Source organism: Pantoea sp. SOD02, from assembly GCF_024707505.1.
In the GTDB taxonomy this organism is placed as follows: domain Bacteria; phylum Pseudomonadota; class Gammaproteobacteria; order Enterobacterales; family Enterobacteriaceae; genus Pantoea; species Pantoea symbiotica.
In genome coordinates this window covers 526459-552044 of sequence record NZ_CP102605.1, presented here as the reverse complement: position 1 = coordinate 552044, position 25586 = coordinate 526459, and the positions used below count along the sequence as shown (strand labels likewise).

Annotated in this window: 18 protein-coding genes; 3 read left to right on the top strand and 15 right to left on the bottom strand. The window is 55.6% G+C overall.

The features are described 5' to 3' along the window. The first annotated feature begins 41 nt into the window (after nt 1-41). Nucleotides 42-1061 carry an MBL fold metallo-hydrolase gene (locus tag NR302_RS22020; RefSeq protein WP_374990652.1) on the top strand — a complete coding sequence of 340 codons (1020 nt, stop codon included), beginning with the start codon at nt 42-44 and terminating at the stop codon, nt 1059-1061. 28 nt (nt 1062-1089) lie between these two features. Here the strand turns inward: NR302_RS22020 and NR302_RS22015 are convergent, their stop codons facing one another. From NR302_RS22015 to NR302_RS21950, 14 genes are all read right to left on the bottom strand, one after another. Next, on the bottom strand, nt 1090-1635 hold the full coding sequence (locus tag NR302_RS22015; RefSeq protein ID WP_258145282.1) for an RNA polymerase sigma factor: 546 nt from the start codon (nt 1633-1635) through the stop codon (nt 1090-1092). A 5-nt stretch (nt 1636-1640) separates the two neighbouring features. Next, nucleotides 1641-2084 carry a hypothetical protein gene (locus NR302_RS22010; protein WP_061719254.1) on the bottom strand — a complete coding sequence of 148 codons (444 nt, stop codon included), beginning with the start codon at nt 2082-2084 and terminating at the stop codon, nt 1641-1643. Between the two features lie 135 nt (nt 2085-2219). After that, on the bottom strand, nt 2220-3764 hold the full coding sequence (locus tag NR302_RS22005) for a methyl-accepting chemotaxis protein (RefSeq protein ID WP_258145281.1): 1545 nt from the start codon (nt 3762-3764) through the stop codon (nt 2220-2222). Between the two features lie 123 nt (nt 3765-3887). Continuing rightward, a complete protein-coding gene (locus NR302_RS22000; protein ID WP_258145280.1) occupies nt 3888-4598 on the bottom strand; it encodes an SDR family oxidoreductase in 711 nt (236 codons plus the stop codon). A gap of 152 nt (nt 4599-4750) precedes the next feature. Beyond that, nucleotides 4751-6037 carry an MmgE/PrpD family protein gene (locus tag NR302_RS21995; RefSeq protein WP_258145279.1) on the bottom strand — a complete coding sequence of 429 codons (1287 nt, stop codon included), beginning with the start codon at nt 6035-6037 and terminating at the stop codon, nt 4751-4753. Nucleotides 6038-6053: 16 nt separating this feature from the next. After that, on the bottom strand, nt 6054-6818 hold the full coding sequence (locus NR302_RS21990; protein ID WP_008106788.1) for an ABC transporter ATP-binding protein: 765 nt from the start codon (nt 6816-6818) through the stop codon (nt 6054-6056). After that, entirely contained in the window at nt 6815-7681 is an 867-nt protein-coding gene (locus tag NR302_RS21985) for an ABC transporter ATP-binding protein (protein WP_008106785.1), read from the bottom strand. The genes NR302_RS21990 and NR302_RS21985 overlap by 4 nt, the downstream gene beginning before the upstream one ends. Then, a complete protein-coding gene (locus NR302_RS21980; RefSeq protein ID WP_258145278.1) occupies nt 7674-8609 on the bottom strand; it encodes an ABC transporter permease in 936 nt (311 codons plus the stop codon). Before NR302_RS21980 ends, NR302_RS21985 begins: the two co-directional genes overlap by 8 nt. Then, entirely contained in the window at nt 8606-9676 is a 1071-nt protein-coding gene (locus tag NR302_RS21975; protein WP_258145277.1) for an ABC transporter permease, read from the bottom strand. The genes NR302_RS21980 and NR302_RS21975 overlap by 4 nt, the downstream gene beginning before the upstream one ends. A 12-nt stretch (nt 9677-9688) precedes the next feature. Beyond that, nucleotides 9689-11281, bottom strand: a complete 1593-nt coding sequence (locus NR302_RS21970; RefSeq protein ID WP_258145276.1) for an ABC transporter substrate-binding protein — start codon at nt 11279-11281, stop codon at nt 9689-9691. Between the two features lie 17 nt (nt 11282-11298). After that, entirely contained in the window at nt 11299-12726 is a 1428-nt protein-coding gene (locus tag NR302_RS21965; RefSeq protein ID WP_258145865.1) for a M20 family metallopeptidase, read from the bottom strand. A 133-nt stretch (nt 12727-12859) separates the two neighbouring features. Further along, entirely contained in the window at nt 12860-13774 is a 915-nt protein-coding gene (locus tag NR302_RS21960) for a LysR family transcriptional regulator (RefSeq protein WP_258145275.1), read from the bottom strand. A 664-nt stretch (nt 13775-14438) separates the two neighbouring features. Next, the gene (locus NR302_RS21955; RefSeq protein WP_258145274.1) at nt 14439-15809 is read right to left on the bottom strand and encodes an amidohydrolase; all 1371 of its coding nucleotides are present in this window, start codon (nt 15807-15809) and stop codon (nt 14439-14441) included. Nucleotides 15810-15915: 106 nt separating this feature from the next. Next, nucleotides 15916-24513, bottom strand: coding sequence for a GH36-type glycosyl hydrolase domain-containing protein (locus NR302_RS21950; RefSeq protein ID WP_258145273.1), 8598 nt, complete (start codon nt 24511-24513; stop codon nt 15916-15918). A gap of 270 nt (nt 24514-24783) precedes the next feature. Between NR302_RS21950 and NR302_RS21945 the strand changes: the two genes are divergently transcribed. Then, a complete protein-coding gene (locus tag NR302_RS21945) occupies nt 24784-24945 on the top strand; it encodes a YnfU family zinc-binding protein (RefSeq protein WP_008102026.1) in 162 nt (53 codons plus the stop codon). A gap of 4 nt (nt 24946-24949) precedes the next feature. Next, a complete protein-coding gene (locus NR302_RS21940) occupies nt 24950-25195 on the top strand; it encodes a hypothetical protein (RefSeq protein WP_008102024.1) in 246 nt (81 codons plus the stop codon). Nucleotides 25196-25211: 16 nt separating this feature from the next. On the opposite strand, the gene NR302_RS21935 is transcribed toward NR302_RS21940, so the two are convergent. Beyond that, nucleotides 25212-25484 carry a hypothetical protein gene (locus tag NR302_RS21935; protein WP_008102022.1) on the bottom strand — a complete coding sequence of 91 codons (273 nt, stop codon included), beginning with the start codon at nt 25482-25484 and terminating at the stop codon, nt 25212-25214. Nucleotides 25485-25586: the final 102 nt, after the last annotated feature.

Genomic DNA, 25586 nt, shown 5'->3' with positions numbered 1-25586 from the left:
GTGGCTATTCTGAAGGACCCGCGATGAGAGGTAAAAGATCAATGTTGAATAGTTCGAGCATTTCTCGCTGCAATATAAAAAGCTACCCGCAATCCGCTCAGTTTGATGGCAAAAGGTTTAACAATAAGATCCCACGCCAGCAGTTAGGATTGACTGAATTCGCCAAACTATTCTGGGATTTTGCCTTTAATAAACCGAAAAACACCGCTCCTGAAGCTGCGCTGCCGTTAATACAACTTGACGCGCAGCAGCTTGCAGCGGCGGCGGATAACAGCGTATTTCGCCTTGGTCACTCGTCATTGCTGTTTAAAATGCAGGGGAAATATTGGCTGACCGATCCGGTATTTACCCAGCGCGCGTCGCCGTTTAAGTGGTTTGGTCCCAAACGTTTTCAACCTGCGCCGATAGCGCTAGAAGATCTGCCGCCTATCGAAGGGATCATTCTTTCGCATGATCATTACGATCATCTGGATTATCACACCATTTTGCATCTCAAAGATCGTGTGCGCTATTTCCTCACACCGCTTGGTGTGGGCGATTTGCTAATGTCGTGGGGCGTTGCGCAGGAAAAAATTACTCAGCTGGATTGGTGGGAATCAGAGAATATCGGCGGTATTCATTTTGTTGCGACGCCATCGCAGCACTTTTCTGGCCGTGGAATCTTCGACAGCAATAAACGTTTGTGGTGCTCATGGAGCATTAGCAGCGATGATTTCCGCCTGTTCTTTGGCGGGGATTCCGGTTATTTCGACGGTTTCAAACAGATCGGCAATAAATTTGGTCCATTCGACATGGCCTTTTTGGAAAACGGTGCGTATGACCGGCGCTGGGCCGATATTCATATGTTGCCGCAAGACACCATCAAAGCCTTTATCGATCTTAACGCGAAATGGTTGTTCCCGATTCACAATGCCGCTTTCGATTTAGCATTCCATCAATGGAACGATCCGCTTAATCAAATCGTGGCGCTGGCGCAGGAACAGCAAATTAACCTGTCGATGCCGCAAATCGGGCAGGGCGTGCAATTTTTGCAGCCGCAGCAAGAGAAACCGTGGTGGTAAAATGAGGCCCGATTGCCAGGCAATCGGGTTATCCGGTTATTTCGTCATACAGGTTGCGCAGTCGCGTGCGCAGAAATAAAACCGCTTTGTGCTTGCGCGATAATAACGTCTGCACGCTGCTGCCGCTCTCTTCAGCCAGTTCGCTATAGCTGTAGCCGAGTAGTTCGGTTTTCTCGAACACCTCACGCTGCGCGTCCGGTAATTCGGCTAACGCTGCCTCCAGTTCTTCCCACAGCAGCGTTTTGAGATATTCATCCTCCGGCGTTTGTGGCACACCAAATAAAGTTTCTGCCAGCTCATCTTCCGGGAAATCATTCTCTTCATTGCCGCCGAAAAAATCGGCCAGCGGCAGCTCACGCTTTTTCCGTGCCCGATCGGTCATTTCATTGCGTGCCGCCCGGAACAGCCAGGCGGCGACATTCTCCACCGGCTGCTCCACTTGCATCAGCTTATAAGTGACTTCCTGCAAGATATCGTCGGCATCTTCACGCACTGCGGTTCGTCCGCGAATAAATGCATTTAGCTTGGTGCGACAGGCGGTGATTGCCGACATCAGCAGTGAATTCTGCGCCATCGCGCTTACTCGGCGTCGCTGGATTTAGGCGGGTTATTCTCCGGCTGTGGGCGCGCTTCGCCTCGCTCATCACGACGACCATGCCAGTCGCAACGATCGTGGTGGCCACGATGACCAAAGCGATTGCGGCGATGCTGCATAAACTCTTCGCGCTGTTCCGGCGTCATCTGCATCCAACGTTCATGCATGCGGCGACGCGCCATACCAAACATCCCCGGACGGAATCCCAAACCGCCAAACAAGATGCGGCACAATGCCAGCAAACCCAGTGCTTGCCAGAAGCCGATGCTTTTCACACCGATGATGCCGGGCAGCAACGCATTCCACAGCGACATCACCAACAAGCCCAGTGCGGCGATAATTACCGCGCCCATCAGCAGCGGCTTCGCCAGGCGATGGCCGCCAAAATGATCACGATGACCGTGTCTGTGCATATCAAAATCTCTCATTATTTTGTCCTCATTAGATTAACGGATAACTGCTGGTGATGAGGTAGACGAATGAGCGGTGAGAATATTGCTAAAAAAATTTAAAAAAAGAAAAGGCCGCCGGATGGCAGCCTCGAAGACGCTACGTTTGAAGAATTATTTTAATTTAAAAAAGTCGACCAGATTACGCAGCTTATCCGCCTGATCCTGCAATGAAGCCGTGGCTGCAACTGCCTGCTCCACCATTGAAGCGTTGTGCTGGCTGGTACTGTCAATCAATCCCATGGCGTCGTTGAGCTGCAAAATCCCCTCGCTTTGCTCAAGTGAAGCCGAAGAGATATCACGTATTAGCATTTGCATGTTTTCAACTTTACCGACAATGGTATTCATGCCGTTATGAGCTTTAGCCACCAAATCCTGGCCACCCATAATTCTCTCCGAAGAGTCATCGATTAGCGTTCGAATCTCTTTCGATGCACCAGCAGAGCGTTGCGCCAGCGCCCGGACTTCAGACGCCACTACCGCAAAACCACGACCTTGTTCACCGGCACGTGCCGCTTCTACCGCCGCGTTTAATGCCAAAATATTGGTTTGGAACGCGATACCATCAATCACTTCAGTGATTGCCGCCATCTTTTCAGAAGATGTTTTGATGGCACTCATGCGCGATGTCGCCTGAGCCATCAGTGAACCGTTTTCATTCACGATTTCTCCTGATTCCTGCATATAGGTATGCATTCTCGCGGCATGATCAGCAGTATTTTTGCTGGTCGCAGAGATCTGCTGAAGTGTAGCTGCAGTTTGCTCAACACTTGCTGCTTGCTCCTCAGTGCGTGAAGCAAGGTCATTACTGGCCGAAAGAATTTCATTTGATGCCTGGGAAATCGCGCTACTGCCGTTAATGATGCCTTCAGACACATCGCGCAAACTACTTGTCATATCTCTCAGCGCCGCTTTGAGCTCTCCAAGTTGATCTTTGGAATCAACGATGATGTTTGAGGTTAAATCACCTGCTGCAACATTTTTTGCTATCTCAACCGCTTCACGCAGTGGTCGCGTGATGCTGCGGGTAATCAAGTACGCCAGCAGCAAACTGGAGATGAAAGCAATGAGCGCAATGACGATTAAAGCTGTTTCACCTGCATGCTCTGCTGCACGAATTTGCAGATATTCTTCGTCGATACGTAGTTGTTGATGTTTCAGGAGCGCATCGACTGCATTGCTGTATGCGTCAACTACTTCCATCCAGTGCACGTTTATAAACTGATCAACTTCGGCCATGCTGGCATTAGCAGCGAGTTTTAAACCCTCATTACGCAATGCAATATATTCGGCTCGTGCCTGTTTGATATCGCTGACTAATGAACGTCCGCGCTCACTCTTCACGGTTGATTCAAGCTGCGACATGATCTCGCTATAACGATTTCCGTCGGTGGCAAAATTTTGCTCAATACTGCTGCGCAATAACTGATTACTGGTACGCATCCATGTCATAGTATTGGCACTATTCGAACGAATGATGATGGCTAACTCCATCGCCCAGCGTTCTTTGGCTAACTGCTGATGAATCATGACCTCCGTTTTGTCGCCGACTTCCTTTAGACGCAGTAAACCTAAAGAAACCATCACCACCATTAAAGCCAACAGACAGACAAATCCTAATCCCAGTCGTCTGCCAACCCCTAAATCTTTCAATCGCATGCTCACACCTTGAATAATAAAAATACCGAATTAGTACTTCTATCGGTGGATGCGAGATTTGCATAAATACCATTTTGAGAGATTAATTTTGCTGCCGTAATAATATTTTTTGTGTCGGGAAAATTAACGTTTTGCTTTATCCCTTCGAGGCCTAATCACAATATCTGCAATTTGCGTATCTTCCGGGCTGTCCACGATAAAGCGTACGGCGCGTGCCACTGAAGCTGCATCGAGATATTCCAGCGGATTGATCGGCGCATGGTTGCCCACGCGGGCACGCGAGGCCTGATTCATCGGCGTATCGGTTGGGCCTGGCGCGACTGTCGCGACCCGCACGCCATGTTCGCTCTCTTCGCTACGCAGCGCATGCGCCAGCGCGGTTAGAGCAAATTTCGAGGCGGAGTAAATAACGTGTCCTGCTAACGCCAGCGTTCCCGAACCGGAGTTGATAAACACCACTTTGCCCTGCGAGGCGCGCAGGGCTGGCAAGGTTAAACGCGTGAGTTCAGCAGGCGCGATGACGTTAATATTCAGGTGCTGTTGCCACAGTTCTGGCGTGGCGGAGAAGGTGGTGCTGAGTATCGAGATCGCCGCCGAATGCACCAGCACGTCAACCCGATCCAGCGTGGCGGTGAACGCGGCCACGGCAGAAAAATCCGTGATATCCAACGCCAGCGGAATGACGTTAGTGACCTGTTCCAAAGCCTGCAATGTTTGCTGATTACGACCGATGGCGTAAACCTGATGATCCGCTGCCAATAACTTCACGGTTTCCAGGCCAATACCGCTGTTGCCGCCGGTGACAATCGCCACAGGTAATGCTGATGCTGTCATAAGTTCCTCTCCTGTTGATGATTTCAAGCTAAGGAAAAGGACTGCTCCAGGCAAATGCCTAAATTGACTATGTTTACCTGGTGCGCATGAATGCGCACTCGTTGTAGGGGCGCCATTCATGGCGACCAACAGCAAAAACTCACACCATCAACTCACACCATCAACTCACGCATAAACCCCAAATCATGCTGTTGTTCGAGTTGCATCAGTTGCTGATAGATATTCCCAGCGTTAGGCAAATCCGCACAGCAGTCATGAAATTTCGCCTCGCGCTCCGCTGCGCTAAAAGGTTCATCGTGCGCGCCGCGCGCATGTCGACGTGAATGCACTACTTCGCGGCCATCTTTAAAGCGCAATGTGAGAATGTGCGGTAAATCGCGGCTTTCCGCTTCCTGTTCTGCCGTCCACGGCGACATGCTGATACTTGCCTTCAGCGCGTTATCCGTCTGCGCCCGCACGCTTTGCGCGGTAAAGTCAGTGACGCTCAGCGCCCCTTTTTCCAGCATCATCGCCACACAATATTGCATCGAGAAGCGCGCCTGCATTTCGTCCTGCGGCTGCGTGTAGGCGAGGTTGCGCCAGTTGGCGATGCCCACCTGACAATGCACGCTTTCGATATCGTCCAGTGATAGCGTCTGGCGCTGCTGCAAATCGGCAATGGCGTCGAGAATACGATGCGTTGAACCGCAGCACGGATGCTTTTTCGGCATCACGCCGACGCGCTCAATAATGTGTTCATTTTCACCAGGCAACGCGGAAACACTGAGTTTCCCTGCGTACAACTCGGCAAAACCCTGCGCACATTCGATGATATCAGCGCGGCCTTGCATGCCGGTTTGCGCCAGCAGCGCGGCATCGACGGCGTTACGTGCGGCCATTCCGGCATGAAAGGGTTTGAGCGGCGTGCCGAACTGTCCTTTCACACCGCTGGCGAGACTCACCGCGATGCTGAGTGCGCGCGCAATGCCCGCCGCATCCATGCCCAGCAGCGCCGCAACGCCCGCCGCGCTGCCGATGCAGCCGACGGTGGATGTGCCGTGCCAGCCGGCGGTGTAGTGCTGATAGCCAATCGACTCGCCCACAAAGGCCTGTGCCTGCAGGCCAATCAGGTAAGCGCGGATAAGCTGCGCCCCATCGCATTGTTGCGCCACTGCTAGCAGTGCGGGCACCAGCACCGCCGAGGCGTGACTCATGCCGGGCGCAAAGTTGTCGTCATAATCGATGGCGTGCGCGGCGGTGGCGTTAAACAGCGCATCCAGCGAGCGGGTGCGTGGCTGTTCAGGCCAGGCTTGCAGCACCGCGCGGGTTGAGAAATCATTGCGTCCCGCGACCATGCAGCCGAGCGTATCGGCAATGGCATCGCAGGCTAGCTGACGTGCGCGAGGCGAGAAGACGGGCGGCGTGGCGCACCACTGCGCCAGCGTTTCAATAAGTGTCATGATCGAATCCTCAAAGTCAGGCCTCGCTGGCCGCGAGAAACTCACGCGTGTAGTTTTCCTGCGTCAACCCTTGCCGCACGTTGTCGGCGCTCAGCTCTTCCAGCAGTTTGCCGTGATGCATGATGCCAATACGGCTGCACAGATGCGTAACTACGGCTAAATCGTGCGTCACCATCAGGTAGGTCAGCCCACGCTGGCGGCGCATGTTGCTGAGTAAGTTGAGGATCTCCGCTTGCACCGACACATCCAGCGCCGACGTCGGTTCATCCAGCAGCAGCACCGAGGGCTCAAGAATCAACGCGCGCGCGATCGCCACGCGTTGCCGCTGTCCGCCAGAGAGCTGATGCGGATAGCGATAACGGAAGGCATCGGAAAGTCCCACCGCGTGCAATACCTCGCTGATGCGCGCTTCATGGCGATCCAATCCGTGCAGCTTGAGCGGTTCACGCAGGCTGGCCCACACCATTTTGCGCGGATGCAGTGAGGCATACGGATCCTGAAACACCATCTGCACCTGGCGATAAAAAGCTTTATCGCGCTGGGGCTGCTGCTCGCGGTTATTGAACAGAATATGGCCGTGATAATCGTGATTGAGGCCAGCCAGCGCGCGCAAAATTGTCGATTTGCCGCAGCCGGATTCACCAATCAGGCCGTAACTTTCGCCGTGCGCCAGCGTAAAACTCACGCCATCCACCACCTGACGACGACGCGTTCCGCTGCCGAAAGCGATGGTGAGATCGACCAGTTCAATGCTGCGTTCTGCCGTTGGGATCATATTCATAGCGCCACTCCATCGCGGTAGCAGGGACCGTTAAGCCAGCTGGCTTCACGTAGCGGCACGCGCAGCATCTCAACCGGCTGATGCAAACGCGGCTGGCTGGCTAACAGCGCTTGCGTATAGGGATGTTGCGCCTGTTCAAGGCGGTCGGCGCGGATCTCTTCGACGATGCGCCCGGCGTACATCACCAACACGCGGTCACAGAAGCGCGACACAAGATTGAGGTCGTGGCTGATAAACAGCAGCCCGGTTTGGCGGCGCGCCAGTTGCTCGTTGAGAATGCTCAACACCTGTTGGCGCACCGTTACATCCAGCGCCGACGTCGGTTCATCGGCAATGATCAAATCCGGCTCCGGGATTAGCATCATGGCAATCATCACGCGCTGTCCCATACCGCCGGAGATTTCATGCGGATAGCGCTGCGCGACGCTCTCGACATCGCGAATATGCACCGATTCCAGCATCGCCAGCGCCCGCAGTCGTGCTTCGCCTTTGCTGACGCGACGATGCAGCCGCCAGGCTTCCGCCACCTGATCGCCGATGCGCATCAGCGGGTTCAGTGAGAAGCGGGGATCCTGCAGGATCATTGAGATGCGATTGCCGCGAATGGCGCGCATCTGCTTTTCGCTGCAGCTGAGCAGGTCGATATCGCCAAACTGCATCTGATCGGCGCTGACGTGGCCGATTTTCGGCGTCAGCTTCAGCAATGCGCGGCAGGTTTGTGACTTGCCTGAGCCCGATTCGCCGACGATCGCCACTTTTTCACGACCGACCTGAAAGCTGACGTCGCGCACCGCATGCTGTTCGCCGTGCGCGCTGCGGAATACGATATTCAGGTTCTTGACCTGAAGCAGGGAATTAGTCATGGCGAATATCCATTACGTCGCGCAGGCCATCACCCAGCAGGTTGAAGGCGAGGCTGGTGAACAGGATGGCTAAACCGGGAATGGCGGCAACCCAGCCGTTGTTAAGCATGAATTCACGCCCGGAAGCCAGCATCGCACCCCATTCCGGGCTCGGCGCTTGTGCGCCGAGGCCAAGAAAACCGAGTCCGGCGGCAGTGAGGATAATCGCCGCCATATTGAGGGTGACGCGCACCACCACGGAAGGCAGACACATCGGCACGATGTGGCGCACGATGATGTGCCACGACGATGCGCCTTGTAAGCGCACGGCAGCGATGTAATCCATTTTGCGGATGGCCAGCGTTTCGGCGCGCGCCAGACGCGCAATCGGCGGCCACGATGAGAGCGAAATCGCGATGATGGCATTCTCGATGCCGGGACCAAGCGCGGCGACGAACGCCAGCGCCAGAATCAGGCTGGGAAAGGCGAGAAAAATATCCACCAGCCGCATCAGAACGGTATCGACCCAACCGCCGAGATAACCGGCGGTGGTGCCGACCAGCAGCCCGAGCGGCGTAATAATCAAGGCGGTCAGCCCGGCGATATACAGCGTGATGCGTGCGCCATACAGCAGGCGGCTGTAGATATCGCGGCCCAGCTCATCCGTGCCGAGCCAATGATCAGCGTTGGCGGGTTGCAGGCGCAGCGCCAGATTTTGTGCGTAGATATCGTGGCTGGCGATCCACGGTGCCAGCAGCGCGGCAGCGATAATCACCATCAATACCAGCAGACCAAACAGCGCGGAGTGATTGGCGCAAAAGCGGCGCCACTGAATCCACATCAGCTGCACTTGTGCCTGCAACGGCGATTGCGGTGCCGGATCGCGCAGCCAGGCGCGTAAGTTCCGCGAGGTGGGCAGCGCCGGGGATTTGTTCACGGAATCGGTCATGGTTCCTCCTGACGCGTGCGGGGATCAAACAGGCGATAGAGCAGATCGCACAGCAGGTTGAGGGCAACGAAGATAGCGCCGATGAGCAAGGTGCAGCCAACCACCGCATTCATGTCGCCGGCCAGCAGCGCATTGGTGAGGTAGCGGCCAAATCCGGGCCAGGCGAACACCGTTTCAGTGAGCACCGCGCCTTCCAGCAGCCAGGCCCACGACAGTGCAACCACGGTCAAGGTCGGCACCGCGATGTTGCGCAGCGCATGTATCCACACGCAATGCGCCCACGACAAACCTTTCACCCGCGCGGTGATGATGTACTCCTGCGAAAGCTGCTCCAGCATGAAGCTGCGCACCATGCGGCTGATATAGGCGAGAGCGCTGAGACCCAAAATCGAGGCGGGCAGAATGATGTGACCCAACACGTTGCGGAACACCTCCCATTTGCCGCTCAGCGCGCTATCAATCAGCCAAAAGCCGGTCACCGGTTGCAGATCGAACTCGTAGATGAAATCGATGCGTCCGGGGCCGCCAATCCAGCCCAGCGTGGCGTAAAACAGCAGTAAACCCATCAGTCCCAGCCAGAAGTGCGGTGTGGAGTAGCTGAGCAAACCGACAAAGCGCATCAGATGATCGAACCAGGTGTTGCGATACATGGCGGAGAGCACGCCCGCCGGTACGCCCAGTCCCACGCCGATAATCGCCGCCACCGTTGCCAGCTCCAGCGTGGCGGGAAACACGCGGGCGATATCCTGTACCACCGGATGGCTGGTGGTGAGCGCGATACCAAAATCAAGATGCAGCAGCTGCCAGACGTAAGCGACAAACTGCTGCCACAGCGGCTGATCGAGGCCGAGCTGCTGGAACATCTTGTCGTACGCTTCCTGGCTGGCGTTATCCCCGATGATCGCTACCACCGGATCGATCGGCAGCAAACGGCCAATAAAGAAGGTGAGTGCGGCCAGCCCCAACAGCGTGCAACCGATCGAAATAACTCCCTTAGAAAGGCGTCGCAACAGACGCCAGCCAGCGGAAGGTGTGTTCTGTGCGAGCGGTGAGATCACCTGAGACATCAGCCACCTCCATTATTTACTTGCGTCACCGTACCAAACGCGGAAACCGTTCCACGTCCAGTTCTTCACCACGGCGTTAATGCCCGCGCTGTTGTACATCTGGAACATGATCGCCATCGGGCCTTTCTGCATCTGCTCTTTCTGCAAATCGGCATACAGCGCGCTGCGTTTGCTGTCGTCCGGCTCCAGCAGCGCGGTCTCCACTTTCTGGTTCATCTGCGGATCGAAATAGGCGGCTCGCCAGCTCGGATACTGCGTGGCGCGCGCCTCTTTGCTGTTATCCGGGTTATAAACCAGACGCGAAGCGTTGCCGTAGGCATCCGGCACCGAGGTTTGCCACGCCATCATCGCGCTCTGGAACTCGCGGCCGCGCACGCGGCTAAACAGCTGCGCATTCGCCATACGTTCAAGGTTGAGCTTCACGCCAATTTTGGCGGCGTTTTGCTGGATGCTTTGGGCGATCGGCGCCGAGTGCGGCAGCGTGCCAAACAGCACCGAGGCGCTAAAGCCGTTGGGATAGCCCGCTTCGGTCAGCAGCTGTTTCGCTTTGTCTAAATCGAGATGGAAGGGCTGTCCTTGTTTGGCATCCAGCGCGCCAAAGGCCCCTTGCTGCACAAAGCTGGCGCGCGGCACGCCGAGATAAGGCATCACACTGTTGCCGAGGCCGTCGTAATCGATCAGATAACGCATCGCCAGACGCACTTTTTCATTTTTGAAAATCGGGTCTTCATTGTTATAGGTCCAGAAGAACAGCTGCGGTTTTAGCACCTTTTCCACTTTAACCTTGCCACCTTCATCCAGCGTTTTCAGGTCATCGGCTGACAGATCGCGCGCGATATCCACATCACCTTGCGTCACCAGCAAACGCTGTGTACCGGTTTCGGCGACGTGGCGGATCAGAATGCGTTTCAGCAGCGGCGGTTTGCCCCAGTAGTTGGGTGAGGCTTGTAACACCACGCCTTCACCGGCGTTCCAGCGCACCAACTGATACGGACCTACGCACGCGGTGTGGGTGGAGAGATATTTGTGGCCGAGATCGCCGTCCACCGCTTGCTTCTCTAGCAGTTTGCGATCCAGCAGCGATGAGACGTTATTGGCGGCAATCGCCTGCAGCACCAGATTGGTGGGATAGGCTTTGTCGAAACTCATCACCAGCGTTTTATCATCCGGCGCGGTGATACGGTTATCGACATTCTCTTTGCTAAAGCCGTACTCCTTGATGGCGGCGGCGTTGCCGTATCCGAGTTTCACCACACGCTGCATCGACCAGGCTAAGTCGCCTGCCGTCGCCGGTGAGCCGTCGGCAAACTTCAGGTTGTCCTGCAGATGAAAGGTGATGGTTTTACGATCGGCTGAAACGTCCCAGCTTTTCCCCATGCCGGGATCGAGCTGAGTTTCATCGCTGACGCGAAAATCCACCAGCGTGTCACAGGTATTGGAGTAAATCTCGCTGGTCACCACTTCACCAATTTGTGCCGGATCCCAGGTGCTGATGGCGTCAATGTTCCATGCCATCACCAGCGAGTCGGGCGGCGTGGCGGCCTGCGAAGCGGCGCAGCAACCTGCTGCCAGCGCGATGGCGGCAGTGAGTGTTTTCATCGTCATGCTTCTCTCCTGAGCGGTTACAGATGGTCCGGGCGTGGCTGAATTGGCGGCTTAACCTCCGCAGGGATCGGGCAGTGATACGGTTTCTCGCTCACCTGTTCGAAGTGCGCTTTTTTCACCTGCGCCAGTAGCATTTTATCGGTCAGCACATCCACCGCCGTCGCTGCCATCACTTTGGCGACATGCGCCAGCGCTTTGTGCGCCGCGGGCATTTTGCCCTGCGCGGTAAGCTGCCATGAGTGGCCGGGCGTACCAATTGCCATGGTCGGCACGTGTGCCTGCACGGTGGGGATCACCCAACTGACATCGCCGACATCGGTGGAGCCGATCATCACTTCGCCGTGAGTATCCAGCGGGATGATGTAGTCGCTGAGTGGTTTAGGATTGGCGGGTTTTACGCCGGTTTTGCGATAACAGTTGTCGATCTCTTCGGGCGTTAAGGTGGCCTGAATTTCGGCGGCAAAGGCGAGGTCGGCCTGGTCAAACGGCACCGGGCCCAGCGCTTCTAGATTGAACTGCATCGCCTGTTCCAGCGGGCGGTTGCCGAGTAGATTGGAGACGGCGCTCATGATGCTGATATCGACCTGAGTATCGGTCATCATTGCCGCACCAGCGGCCACGCGCTTAACGCGCTCATTGAGATCAAACATGGCGTGCACATCGCGCGAACGAATCGCGTAGCGTACGGTGGATTTGGCCTGCACCACATTGGGCGCGACGCCGCCAGCATCAAGAAAAGCGTAGTGAATGCGCGAATCCTGCGGCACGTGTTCACGTAAAAACTGCACGCCGACGTTCATCAGTTCAGCGGCATCCAGCGCGCTGCGCCCGAGATGTGGCGAGGCGGCGGCGTGTGACGATCTGCCGCTGAAGGCAAAATCCATACGCGTGTTGGCTAATGACAGCGGTTTGGCGACTTCATGGTGCGCGCTCGGATGCCAGGTAATAGCGACATCGACGCCATCAAAGGCACCGGCGCGTGCCATAAAGGATTTTGCTGCACCGCCTTCTTCTGCCGGACAGCCGTAATAGCGTACGCGACCCGGCACGCCAGTTTCTTCCAGCCACGCTTTCAACGCCGTTGCCGCCAGCATAGCGGCTGAACCCAGTAGGTTATGCCCGCAACCGTGGCCATGACCGTTGCCCGGCATCGGCGAATAGTGCGCAACACCAGCCGCCTGGCTCAGGCCCGGCAGCGCATCGTATTCGCCAAGAAACGCGATGATCGGCCCACCTTCACCGGCTTCGCCCATCACGGCGGTGGGAATCTCAGCCACGTTCTCCGTGACGCGAAAGCCTTGCTGTTTCAGCATCGCGGTATGCTCCGCCACCGAGCGATATTCGGTATAACAGATTTCCGGCATGCCCCAAACGCGATCGCTCAGATCACAAAAGTCCGCTTGATGTGTCTCCACCCATTTCCACACTAACGCTTTGTTTTCCATCATGGTCCTCAGCTTGGTTGGTCAGGTATCGCCAGAGGCGGCAGCCTCTCTGAACTCGCAGCATGGAGGAAAACAACAGCGTTAGGCCAATGAGCAATTCACACTCCCCATTCCAAAATTGCATAGTTTGCCATCAGGCGGCGTCTGCCGTATCGCTGGCGCAAGCGCGCAGCCACAGCTGTTCTGCCTGCGGGTTTTGCAGCACCGGCTGACGATAAAGCCGAATTGCCAGCGAGATATCCCAACTGCTTTCATCGGCACGCACAAGATTGCCGCTGGCCAGCTCTTCGTGGATCAAACTCAGCGGCAGCCAGGCCACACCCGCACCAGCCAACACCATCGCTTTGAGGTTCACCGACATGCCGTTTTCATACACCGCTTCCAGCGGCAGCGGCCGTTTACTTAGCATCTGCGCCAGCGCGTGGGCGAAGAAGGTGTGCTGGCCGTAACTCAGCCACGGAATTGGGCCGCCGTCAGCGCGTACCGGATAGAGCGGTTTGCCGCTGCTGTCGGGACGACACACGGCGATAGCGCGCTCGCGGCCCAGTTGGATCATCGGGTAAGCCGCCAGCTGGTGGATTAAGGAAACCGCATCGTTGGCGTAGGTCAGCAGGAAATCGGTTTCACCGCTGTGCAGAGTGGAAATGTGTTCGACGAAGCTCGGCTTCTGATTGCATAAGCGGATATAGCTGAGGTGCGGCTGCAAATTGAGCCGCTGGATCCAGTCGGGAAAGAAGGTCAGCGAAAGGGTATTCAGCATCGCAAAGCGCAGCACGGCGGTACGTGAGCTGTAGCGCTGATGCAGATCGTTACGCAGATGCGTCATGGAGAATACCGTTTCGCTGGCGGTGGCGAGAAAGGTTTGGCCTTCCGGCGTTAAGGTGACGGGATAGGTTTTGCGGTCAAACAGCGGCACGCCCAGCCACTCTTCTAGCTGGCGGATGCGCCGACTGAGCGCCGATTGCGTGATATGCCGCTCATTGGCGGCGCGGGTAAAACTGTAACAGCGGGCGACACTGAGAAAATCTTCAAACCATTTCAATTCCATAGCGCAGACCTCTTTGGACGAAAGGGAACGATAAGTCACAATTTGTTACACGCAAGAAACGCGCCAGTCTGCGGATGGCCTTATAGATAGATGCTGGAGGCGTTACCAGGAGTAAAACGCAAAAATGAAGCAGAGCATGCACCCAGCCGGTGCATCATTTCTCGTCCGCACGAATCGTAGCGGCGCAATTTATTGCGTAATGCCGCTCAGTTAAGCGCGGAGCGACTTTCGTTCGCCTCGTGCTGAGGCAGTTGCAGCACCTTCGTGCGGCGACCGAGCAGAGGACGCCTGGCCGAGCCCTCTGCACTCCCGGGCCCTGCGCCAGCCCAACCCGCCGCTACGCGGTACCTTCACTCATTCACGATTCCTGACGGACCGGTGTCGATTCGCTCCTGCTCAGCGCCACCTCTCGCCGCACCCATGCGGCTCGCCCTGGAATCCCTCATTCGCTCAGCGGGTTAGGATGTCGCCTCAACACCCGCGCTGCAGCGACTATGCATTTTCCTGACTCACCATCGCTACAAATCCCGTAGGGTTGCCATTCATGGCAACCTGGCGCGCATGAAGGCGAACCCGACGGAAAAATAATCGGGCACTAATTTGGTTGCGGTGAAAAGGTCAAAAGAGCGCGATAAATCGCGCCGCTACGGTATTTGCATGATGTCTACATCTTCGCCAATCCACCAAATGTCTGCTTACCCTTATAGAACGTCGCCATCACTGGCGCAATGTGCGCAACGGCTTCCGCAGAACAGCTGGCGTTAACCAGCATCATGGTGGCGTGATCCTGCGCTTTCGGCCATTGCTGCTCGCCGTGGCTATTCAGCGGCAATACTTCGTTAGTAGCGATACCTAACGCGCGGCTGAGCGAAAACTCATCCGGCCCACGATAAAGCTGCGAATAGACGTTGGCTTTTTCCAGCATGCTGCCGCTGCCAAACGGCTGCCAGTGATCGGCGATGGTGTCAGTGCCCGACCACACCGGCACGCCAGCGGCACGCAACTGCGGCAACGGCATGATCACCCGGCCAATCGGCACGGTAGTAGCGATGCTGAACTGCTGCTCTTTCAATTCCTCAATCATCGCCGCCAATTCGTTACCCTGTAACGAACCCAGCGCGAAAGCGTGACTAATGGTCACTTTGCCTTTGAGTTGCGGATTATCACGCACCGTTTTCAGCATGTAGCGAATCGCCGCCACGCCGTGCGGTTCGGTTTCGTGCAGGTGAATATCGATGGGGGCGGCGAAATCGAGCGCGATGCTAAACATGGTATCCAGCGACTTCTCCATCGCGCCGTCGACGTTGGTCGGATCCAGCCCGCCGACATAGTTCGCGCCCATCTTCATCGCTTCGCGCATCATGCCTTCAACGTTTGAGCGCAGTAATCCGTGCTGCGGGAAGGCGACAATTTCGGCGTGAAAATCGTCGCGATGGTTAGCAATCGCCTGCTGCAGATGCTCCAGACCTTGTAACTTGCTGACCGGATCGATGTTGCAATGGCTGCGTGCGGAACTGCTGCCTTTCGATTGCAGCAGGCCAATCAGTTTCTCGGCGCGGATTTCAGAAGTCGGCACCAGTTCGGGCAGGATCTGCTCTTCCTGATGAATCATATCGATCACGCTATGGCGCGGCAGCGGGGCACGCCAGCCTTCGCCGTAGAAGGTTTTATCGAGATGGATGTGCATATCGCGCGTGGCGGGCAGCAGCAGATAACCGGCGGCGTCCCATGCGGGCAGATTAAGGCTGACGCCTGCGGGATGAACGGCGGCAATATTGCCGGCATTCACCTCGACATCATATAAACCGGTGCGCGTGGCGGTAATCACGTCCTGTTTGCGGATAAAAGCTTTTTCCAGGCGCACATTGCGCAGCAGATAGTGCGTGGCATCAACGCGGCTGGCATTGGCGGGTTGGCAGGTTGCCGCCGCCTGAGCGCTGCGGCTCATGCCCGTGCTGAGTAAGGTGCCTGCGGCGGTGAGTTTCATGCCAGCGGAAAGAAAATCCCGGCGATTACCGGGTGATAAGAGGCTCATTAGTCATTCTCCTTGTAGGGGAGAATTACCCTAAAATAGCCGCTGGCAGGGCGCTGCGATATTTTCCACTGCTGGCTATGGTGAAAACTAATGACCGCAGTGATTGCTACTCAGCGAGATGAATTCGTACCTGATGAATCGCAGCTTCGCCGCTGAGCGTAATGGCATCATCCGTACTTCGCTCATCATCCAGCCACAGCTGATAAGCGCCTGGCGTACGCAGCATCTCAATCTCATAGCGCGCGGCATCTTGATGATAAATCACCTTCGCGCCCGGCCACGCCTTAGGCAGACGTGGACGCAGCCGCAATTTATCGCCGTGGCGCGTGATGCCAAGCAGCGTTTCGATGACCAGCTGATACGTCCAGCCCGCCGATCCGGTGTACCACGTCCAGCCGCCGCGACCTTGGTGGTTGTCGGCGCTGTAGACATCCGCCGCCATCACGTAAGGTTCGACTTTGTAGGTTGCAACAGCATGCGCATCAAGGCTGTGATTGATCGGATTGATCAGCGCCAGCAATTCCCATGCGCGATCGACCTGGCCCATTTCCGCGAACGCCATAATCGCCCACAGCGCGCCATGCGTGTATTGCCCGCCGTTTTCGCGAATGCCGGGCAGATAACCACGAATGTATCCCGGATTGGGACCGACGCCATTAAACGGCGGCGTCAGCAGCTTGATCAGGCCGTTATCGCTATCAACTAACTGCTGATCGAGCGCCTGCATTGCCGAGACGCATTTATCATGATCGCCCGCAGCGGAAAGTACCGACCAGCTCTGCGCGATGGCATCAATGCGGCATTCGGCGTTGCGTTGAGAACCCAGAGTTTCGCCGTTATCGAAGTAGCCGCGCAGGAACCATCCACCATCCCAGGCGCGCTGATTCAGTGCCGTTTTCAGCTTTGCAGCCTGCTGTTCGCACAACGTAGCGGCTTCCGTTTGCCCGATACGTGTGGAGAGCGCGGCAAAGCGTGTGAGCACGCTGTAGAGGAAAAAGCCCAGCCAGACGCTCTCGCCTTTGCCAGCAATCCCGACTTCGCTCATGCCGTCATTCCAGTCGCCAGAACCCATCAGCGGCAAACCATGCTCGCCAAATCTCAGACCATGCTGGATGGCGCGTAAGCCATGCTGCCACAGGTTTTCCTGCAGCTGACTGACGTTGGGCAGGCTATAAACCGACTCCTCTTCGGCCGCGAGCAGCGGCGCTTCAAGATAGGCAATCGGCTGTTCTAACAGCGCAAGATCCTCAGTGGCGGTGATGTAGTGGCAAAGTACAAAGGGCAGCCAGAGATAATCATCCGAGCAGCGGGTACGCACGCCGCGTCCGGCCGGTGGATGCCACCAATGCTGCACATCGCCTTCGAGGAACTGACGGGACGCGCACAGCACCAGCTGATCGCGCAACAAGTGTGGCGCGGCGTGGGTCAGCGATAGCGTGTCCTGCAACTGATCGCGGAAGCCAAACGCGCCGCCCGACTGATAATAACCGCTGCGCGCCAGCAAACGGCTGGCCAGCGTTTGGTACAGCAGCCAATTGTTCGCCAGCAGGTTCACCGCCGCATCGGGCGTTTGCACCTCGACTTTGTTTAACAGACCGCGCCATTGCTGCTGCACTTTTGCCAGCTCGGTTTCCGCCTGTTCGCTGGGAAGAAATTGCTGCATTAGCGTCAGCGCCGATGTTGTATCTTCCGCCGCGCCTAACACAAACACCAAGGTGCGCGTGTCGCCATCAATTAAGCTGGTCAGCGTTTGCAAGGTGGCGCAGGGATCGAGCCCCGCACCAGTGTTGCCCGATAAGCCACGCGCTTGCATCATCGCGGGTTTACGCGTTGAACCATTGCGGCCCAGACACTCAAGGCGATTACCGCTGAAAGCAATCTGATTGCCTGATGCGGCGAAGAATGCGGTGCACGTCGATCCGGCGCTGGTATACGGATTCATCGCCAGAATGGCGCTGCCATCGGCCACTATCGCCGATGAGGTTTGCACGTGGCGGGCAGATTGGCTCATCAGCTCACCCAGCACCCATTCGACGTAACCGGTGATCGACAGATGTCGCGTTTTGCCCGACAGATTGCTCAGTTGGATCAGTGTGATTTTTGCTGCCTGTTCGCTCGCGACGAAGGTGGTGAGCGTGCTGCGAATGCCTTGCTCCTGATGCACAAAGCGGCTGTAACCCATGCCGTGCTGCGTTAAATAATCACCATTGCCACGCATCGGCAGCGGCATTGGCGACCAGACATCGCCGCTCTCCTCATCGCGCAGATAAAAGGCTTCGCCCGACGTATCGCTGACCGGATCGTTGTGCCACGGCGTCAGGCGGTATTCGTGCGCATTTTCAAACCAGGTGTAGGCCTGACCACTTTCCGAGATCACGCTGCCAAACTGTTTATTCGCCAGCACGTTGCACCAGGGCGCGGGCGTCTGAAGATGTGGGGACAGCAGAATGTGATATTCACTGCCATCGACGCTGTAGCCGCCGGTGCCATTGAACAGCTGCAAGGTTTCCGCTGCGGCGAGGCGAGCGGGCGCAGGAAAGGCCTGTTTATGTGGCAGGAAGCGGGAAGGCGGCGCAACCGGCTGCGGTTTTAACAGCACCGTCAACTGATCGGCCAAACTGCCATTGCGGCCTTCCAGCACCACGGCTGCCACGCTGAGTAACAGCGTAACGTCCTCGGCCGCAAAGTGATCGCTTTGACGCAGGAAGATGCCGCCCGGCTTGTCTGCCAGCAACTGCACCTCGCCGGATGAAATCATCTTGATCAGCTGATTCTGCAACAGCTGCTGATAGCCGCCTTGCTCGCCGTTAAGGATCACCAAATCCGCCGTTAATCCTTTCTGACGCCAGTATTGATGCGCCTTGATCAGATTGCTCACCAGGCTAAGCTGCGTACCGTTTTCGATGCGTACCAGCACGATAGGCAGATCGCCTGAAATGGAGTAGCGCCATAGCGAGGTTTGCCCCAGACGATTCTGCTGCATACGCTGGCTGTCGCCGCGCATTTCAGGGCTGGCAAAGATCACCGCGCTGGCGAGCTGGTTATACAAACTGGCATCTTCTGCGAGGATATTCAGCTGTCGCAGCGCCACCTGACTGTGCGAAGCCGCCATTTCAAATACCCGATTGGCATAGACATTGTTGCGATACTTCTCAATCAACCCAAGGCAGGCGTCACGCTGCGTAGTGACGCCGTACACCAGATCGAGGGTGATGGATTTACCCGGTTTGAGCGCGATTTTCTGCCGAATCGACATCAGTGGATCGAGCACCGCACCGGCGCTGCCGCTGAGTACGCCTTCCGCTGCAATAGCCTGCGGATTGGCGGTGGTTCTGCCGCGACCAATAAACCGCGCGCGGTCGGTTTCATAATGCGTATCACGCTCGCTGGTGCCGTGAATCAGCAGCGCGTGGAACATCCATACCGGCTCGGTTTTCTCATCACGTGGGCGGCGATGCGCCAAAATGGCTTCCAGTTCGGTAACAATCTCGGTTTGCACAAACAGGTTACTGAACGCCGGATGCGCCATATCGCTGGCGGCGGAGGCGAGCACCACTTCGGCATAGCTGGTGATATCAATCTCACGCAGCTGGCGTGAATGGTTGGTGAGGACGATGCGGCGAATCTCCACATCATCTTCTGGCGACACCACAACAAGAGTGTGCGTGCTGAGGGTTTCAGCGCGCGACTCGAACTCAGCGCCAGCATCGGTGAAGCGCGCAATGTGTTGCGGTCGCGCATCGCCGCTCGGCTGGAACGTCGGGCTGATCAGCTCGCCGGATTGACGATCGCGGATATAGCAGAAGATGCCGTGTTGATTGCTGGTGCCATCGGCGCGCCAGCGGGTTAACGCCAATCCTTTCCACTGGCTGTAACCGGTGCCGGATTGCGTCACCATCACATGATAATTGGCATTCGACAGCAGCTGCAGCTGCGGCAAGTGCGCAGCCGAACCGCTGAACTCACGCAGTTCAGGCGTGTCCGAACGCGGCTTGATCTCGCTGGTGTCAACAAACTGACGACGCGGCGTATACAGCTCAATGTCATCCGGCACGCGCTCCTGCAGCAGTAAGTAAGAAGACTGAAAGCGCGCGCTGGACATAAACCGCGCCACCATCGGCGCTTCATGCAGCAGATGCGAGATCGCCAGAAAACCCATTCCCTGGTGATGCGCCATGTAGGTTTTTACCGCGACAAATTGCTGACCGCGCGCCAGCCGATGTGCGGTGAAATCAAGCGCTTCGTAGAAACCGTATTTGCCGCAGGCACCCATTTTTTTTAGCCGCATCAGGTTGTCGCTGGCCTGATGCGGCAGCACCATTAGCGCTAGCAGCGAGGCGTAGGGCGCCACCACATGGTCATTATTGAGGCCACGTTTTAGTCCCAACTCGGGCGTACCAAAGGCTTTGTATTGATAGTTCTGGTTGTCATCAAAAGCGGCATAGGCCGATTCGGAAACGCCCCACGGAATCTGTGCGGCGTCGCCAGAGGCGATCTGCTGCTTCACCGCCGAGAGCGCCATTTTCTCCAGCAGCGTATCCGGGTAAACCGGCATCACCAAATGCGGCATCAGATACTCAAACATTGAGCCGCTCCACGACATCACCGCAGGTTTGTTATCCAGCTGGGTAAACAAGCGGCCCAGTACGAACCAACTTTTTACCGGCAGCTGATTGGCGGAGATGGCGTAGTAGTGCGTCAGGCGCACTTCGGAGGGGAAGAGATCGTAATGGCCTTTGTCGAGCAGGCCGCTGTCGAGGTTGTAACCGACGCTGAGCAGCGCGTTTTTTTCAACATAGAGAAAACGGAAGTCCATTTTAGCGTGATCTTCCAGACGTCCTTCCAGCTCCAGCAAGGTCGCCATGCGTTCTCGCGCGGCCCACATCACGGAAGCGGCGAGCTGAGCATTAAGGCCGGGACGATGAAGCTTTAATTCACTTAGCCACAGCAACGAGGGCAAAGCGTCAGGCAGCACATCATCCGGCCCGATCCAGCTGAAATAGCGCATCCACTCTTGCTGGAAATCACTGAGCTGATGGATAAAGCGTTCAAACCATTTCACCTGCGACGGCGGCAGCTTGAGCTGTGCCAGCAGAATTTCACTCAGCGCGATCAGCGATGAAAGATGATTGGCAATCGCGGCGGGTGCGACTTGTTGCAGCGCAACAAACTGCTCGGCTAGCTCATCCCAACGATCGTGACGCTCTGTGCCCATTTGCGCTTTGGCCAGCATCAAGGTGTCATTCAGACCAGCCATGATCACCGGTAAAGCGATTACTGGCAGATGTTTCCACTGCGCAAGGCCCGCTTGCAAAGTGGCGAGGTGCGCAGCGAGGTTGCCGCTATCGACAGTAGAAACGTAGCGTGGATTTAACGGTTTTAGCGTGTAAGTGTCGTACCAGTTGTAGAGATGTCCACGGAAATGCTCCATGCGATCGAGGCTATCCAGCGTGGCGAGCGAACGGCTAATTACCTGCTTCTGCGTGATGTAGCCGAAATCCCACGCGGTTAAATTAGCCAGCAGCGACAGACCGATATTGGTCGGCGAAGTACGGTGCGCCACCACCGGCTGCAACACTTCCTGGAAGTTATCCGGCGGCAAGTGGTTATGCTCGGCGATGACGAAATCTTCAAACCATGCCCAGGTATGGCGCGCGGTCTGGCGCAAAAACTGCTGCTGCTCTGCGGAGAGTTTTTTCTGCCGCGATTGCGCCGGTTTACTCAACTGCCATAACAGCCACGGCGTGATCAGCCACAGCAAGGAAAGCGGCAGCGCTAATGCGATCAGTTGTGGATTGATCAACGCGGTTAAAAGTGACAGTGCAACGCCTGCCGCCGTATTAAACCACATCGCCTGATAAAAATGGCGCAGTGACGGCGTGGGCGATGAACTGCCCGCCGACGCGCTTTTCCATTCATGGAGAAACTGCCCGCTAACGTTCAATCGCCACAGCGTGACGATGATCGCTTTCAGCGACCAGTAGCTTTCATGTGGCAATGCCGCCAGTGTCAGTCCTGCGCGGCTCAGGCGCATCAAGGCATCCGAGGACAAAATAGTGAGATGATGTTGCCAGGCGCGCTTCTTGCTTTTGCGCATGCCTTCCATGCTCAGTGCAAGCACGCTGGGCAGCAGCAGGAACAGCGCAATACAGCCGAGCCAAAACGGCGGATTCGCTACCCAAGTGAAGGCCAGAAACATCAGCAGTAGCAAGGCAGGAGCCACCAGGCTACGACGCAGGTTATCGAACAATTTCCAGCGCGAAAGCGCGCTTAGCGGATTGGCCTGATAACCGCCATCCTCGAGACGTACGCGCAGTTTTAACCAGTTCAGCAGCTGCCAGTCACCGCGCACCCAGCGGAAACGCCGCGCGACATCGCTGAGATAGTTGTCGGGATAGTGTTCATACAGCACCACATTGCTGACCACGCCGGAACGCGCGTAACAGCCTTCCAGCAGATCGTGACTCAGCACCAGATTTTCCGGGCAGGTATTGCGCGTCGCGCGAGTGAAGGCCGCCACATCGTAAATGCCTTTGCCGACAAACGAACCTTCGCCAAACAGATCCTGATAGATATCGGAAGACATCGATGAATAGGCGTCGTTGCCCGGTACGCTGCTGGAGAGCCGCGCGTAGCGGCCTTGCCCAAAGGGCGGGATCTCTTCCGCCAGACGCGGCTGCAGAATGGCGTAGCCTTCCACCACGCGGTTCAGGCGATCGTCAAATACCGGCGCATTAAGTGGATGCGCCATGATGCCAATCAGCTTGTGTGCGGTTTCGCGCGGCAGAATGGTGTCGGCATCAAGCGTGATGACGTATTTCACCGTGCGCATCTGCGCCTGACTGGCACCGACGATAACGTTAAACATCTCCGCTTCACCTTGCAGCCAGCGATTGAGCGCATGCAGTTTGCCGCGCTTGCGTTCATAACCCATCCAAACGCCCTGCGAAGGGTTATGCACCCGATTACGATGCAGCAGCGAAAACAGCACATCGTGGTGCGACTTGCTGCTGTAACGGCGGTTAAGCGCCTGAATTTTCAGCACTGCGTAACCAATGATTTCATCATCATCAACCTGATGTTCGTCCACGCTGTCGGTGAAGTCGGCCAGCAGCGCAAAGGTGATGTTGTCGAGCGCATTGCCGAGATAGCTGGTTTCCAGCGAGCGAAGCAGCGTATCGGTGCCGTGTTTGCTGCTGATCAAGCAAGGGATCACCACCAAGGTGCGATCGCTATCCGGCACCGCCAGCTCATAATCGAGTCGCGGAAGGGGAACCGGATGGCGGGTGCGGGTTGTCACTTCGCTGAGCAGTTGTAAGGCGAGCTGGCTGCTGATGATGATCACCGCCGGTACCAGCAACAGCCACAGCACCACCGACATCCCGGCCTGATGGGTGAAAAACAGCGCTTCGGCGCTGAAGGCGGTGGTCAATAAGGTGAGGCTGCCAAGCCAGGAGAGCAGCGGTGTTTGGCTGAGATGGTGACGCGCCTGATTGAGCCAGGAGCGGCGCGGCTTTAACTGTTGCTCAAGCTGTGCGCGTCCTTTATCCAGCAAAAAGTAACCAATATGCTGTTGGCGCGGTGGTAATTCGGGCTGATGACTCAGCGCCAGCACCTGATTAGCCACGCTAAGTTCATCAAACGCGCTCTGACGCGCCAGCTCTTCCACCACGTGTCGGTACTGATCGCGGCTGTCAAAATGCATCTGCGGATAAATGCCGGCAGGATCCTTTAGCAGTAGTTGCTCAACCAGACTGAGTGATTCGACTAAATCCTGCCAGTTGATTTCGCCGAGCTGGCGCAATCCGGCAATGCTGTTACTTACTGAGAGCTGGCTCAGTGCCAACTGACGGTTAAATTGTTCAATCACATCCGCAGTATTGCGCCCGGTATTCAGCAGATGTTGCTCCACCCACGTCAGCGCTAGCGAGTGATTCTGACCATTCAGCTTGCGCGCCAGTTCAGCGACGAACGCGCCTGAAAGCTGGCTGTTTTTGTGCGCCATATCGGCAATGACCTGAATCACCCGCGTGGCGTCTTTAGCGGAGTGATGAACGATCTCATTTATCCACGCTTCGGCCTGGCTTCGCTCCTGATGGATCTCGGCAACGCCTTGCGCAATGCGCGCGAGGTTATCGAGCAGCGCAAAACGCAGCATGGCGGGAAGCGCCCACAGTTCTCCCATCAGCAGCGGCGTAATCCGCTGATAAGCATGAATAAAAGTCGCCAGCACCGTCGATTCTAAGCGGCCGTCGCTGTGACTGATCATCTCATCAGCAATCGCCTGAATACGTAAAGCGTGGGCGGGCTCTTCAAGCGCGGGTAAACCCTGACCAAATTTGGTCGGCAAAAGATGGCGTACCATACGAATTTGTTCTTCGATGATATAAAAATTATCTAAAAGCCACTCGCCAGCCGGCGTCAGATTACGCTTATCACCGGTACTTAATATTTCTGCGCTTTTTATCAGCGCCTGTTCGTTTTCAGTCAGCCGCTGCAATAATTTATAACTTTTTTTGGCGTCAGAAAGATGATGCGTCTTTGCCAGTCGCTCGCCATATATTGCCATTTGCTGTTCGGAAAAAACGTCTGGCCGGTTCGCCTGATAGATGCCGCTGTCAGGCAATAATTCAAGACTAGCGCGTGCCGTTGCTGGAAGCGCACTACTGCCGATGATTGATCCGGTGGGAATTTTATTTTTCATAATGGCGTCGCAAAAAATCCAATGGATTATAAAAGTCAGCACTATCAACAGGAAGATTGACGGTATAAGAAAGGGCGAGGGAAATATCTATCTTTTCTGAGTATAGCCTTAAAGTGATTTAACGTTTGGCTTTATAAGATAAAAGTTAATTTAAAATATTTAACTGAGCGTAATGATGGGGTTGAAGATCATTAACAATGTTGTCAAGTGTTAGTTGCAGTGAAAAAAGTGAGGTGTGTTAGAATAAGTTAACTGAAAAAGGAAAAAATCATGAGCTGGTTAAATCAATTTTTAGAAGGCTTATCGCGCCGGGAAATAAAAACGCAGTGTCCAGTGTGTAAAAAATTCTGCCCGCAATCGTCCTTAAAACAAGCGCGCGGGCAGGCTATGTTGTGCCCGCACTGTAAATCACTGTTTATTGCTGAGGTATAGACGCATGCGCCATATTCTTGAATGGATTGATTTAAATGAACAAGCGCCGGGCTACAAGCAGGAGTGCATTGTGCAATTTGATAATGGCGAGGTGCAGGGCGGCTGGCTTTACGGCGGGCAGTCGCGCAGCGGTGAGCATATTTTCCTTGAGTCACACGCAGAATATGAGACCAGCATGGGGGTTAATTTCTGGATGTCATTGCCTCCCGCGCAACCGAACCAGCTTGCCACTGTTCACTCTATAATATGAAAACAGCAATATAATATTATCGCTCATATTCGATAAATGACCGCTGCGCTTCAGCCCGATCGACAAACTGAAATCCCAGTGGATGTATTAATTTTTCATCACAATACCAGCGATCATTTATTCGTTTAAAAATGTCACCCTGATGAAATGGTTGATCTTTATCCAGTCGCATAACGGCATATTTGCCGTTATTGAAGATGACTTCGTAAAGAGAAATTAAACCGAGTGGGAGTAAAGCACGTTCGTGAATAATTTCACCGCTGAGTTCGGGTTGCCTTGGCTTTTTCATGATTATGTCTCCGCTTGACCTCCTTTAATTCTGGCAATGAATTAAACAATGCGTGGTGTTTATTTTTAAGGCTTCGCTTGTTAATTGTGTAATGTCCGCCAG

What these genes read in the sequence shown, in the direction of transcription:
- NR302_RS21950 (WP_258145273.1), bottom strand. Translation starts at nt 24,513, where the DNA reads ATGAAAAATAAAATTCCCACCGGATCAATCATCGGCAGTAGTGCGCTT.
- NR302_RS21935 (WP_008102022.1), bottom strand. Translation starts at nt 25,484, where the DNA reads ATGAAAAAGCCAAGGCAACCCGAACTCAGCGGTGAAATTATTCACGAA.
- NR302_RS22005 (WP_258145281.1), bottom strand. Translation starts at nt 3,764, where the DNA reads ATGCGATTGAAAGATTTAGGGGTTGGCAGACGACTGGGATTAGGATTT.
- NR302_RS21985 (WP_008106785.1), bottom strand. Translation starts at nt 7,681, where the DNA reads ATGACTAATTCCCTGCTTCAGGTCAAGAACCTGAATATCGTATTCCGC.
- NR302_RS21945 (WP_008102026.1), top strand. Translation starts at nt 24,784, where the DNA reads ATGAGCTGGTTAAATCAATTTTTAGAAGGCTTATCGCGCCGGGAAATA.
- NR302_RS21995 (WP_258145279.1), bottom strand. Translation starts at nt 6,037, where the DNA reads ATGACACTTATTGAAACGCTGGCGCAGTGGTGCGCCACGCCGCCCGTC.
- NR302_RS21970 (WP_258145276.1), bottom strand. Translation starts at nt 11,281, where the DNA reads ATGACGATGAAAACACTCACTGCCGCCATCGCGCTGGCAGCAGGTTGC.
- NR302_RS22010 (WP_061719254.1), bottom strand. Translation starts at nt 2,084, where the DNA reads ATGAGAGATTTTGATATGCACAGACACGGTCATCGTGATCATTTTGGC.
- NR302_RS21955 (WP_258145274.1), bottom strand. Translation starts at nt 15,809, where the DNA reads ATGAGCCTCTTATCACCCGGTAATCGCCGGGATTTTCTTTCCGCTGGC.
- NR302_RS22015 (WP_258145282.1), bottom strand. Translation starts at nt 1,635, where the DNA reads ATGGCGCAGAATTCACTGCTGATGTCGGCAATCACCGCCTGTCGCACC.
- NR302_RS22020 (WP_374990652.1), top strand. Translation starts at nt 42, where the DNA reads ATGTTGAATAGTTCGAGCATTTCTCGCTGCAATATAAAAAGCTACCCG.
- NR302_RS21980 (WP_258145278.1), bottom strand. Translation starts at nt 8,609, where the DNA reads ATGACCGATTCCGTGAACAAATCCCCGGCGCTGCCCACCTCGCGGAAC.
- NR302_RS21960 (WP_258145275.1), bottom strand. Translation starts at nt 13,774, where the DNA reads ATGGAATTGAAATGGTTTGAAGATTTTCTCAGTGTCGCCCGCTGTTAC.
- NR302_RS21975 (WP_258145277.1), bottom strand. Translation starts at nt 9,676, where the DNA reads ATGTCTCAGGTGATCTCACCGCTCGCACAGAACACACCTTCCGCTGGC.
- NR302_RS21990 (WP_008106788.1), bottom strand. Translation starts at nt 6,818, where the DNA reads ATGAATATGATCCCAACGGCAGAACGCAGCATTGAACTGGTCGATCTC.
- NR302_RS22000 (WP_258145280.1), bottom strand. Translation starts at nt 4,598, where the DNA reads ATGACAGCATCAGCATTACCTGTGGCGATTGTCACCGGCGGCAACAGC.
- NR302_RS21940 (WP_008102024.1), top strand. Translation starts at nt 24,950, where the DNA reads ATGCGCCATATTCTTGAATGGATTGATTTAAATGAACAAGCGCCGGGC.
- NR302_RS21965 (WP_258145865.1), bottom strand. Translation starts at nt 12,726, where the DNA reads ATGGAAAACAAAGCGTTAGTGTGGAAATGGGTGGAGACACATCAAGCG.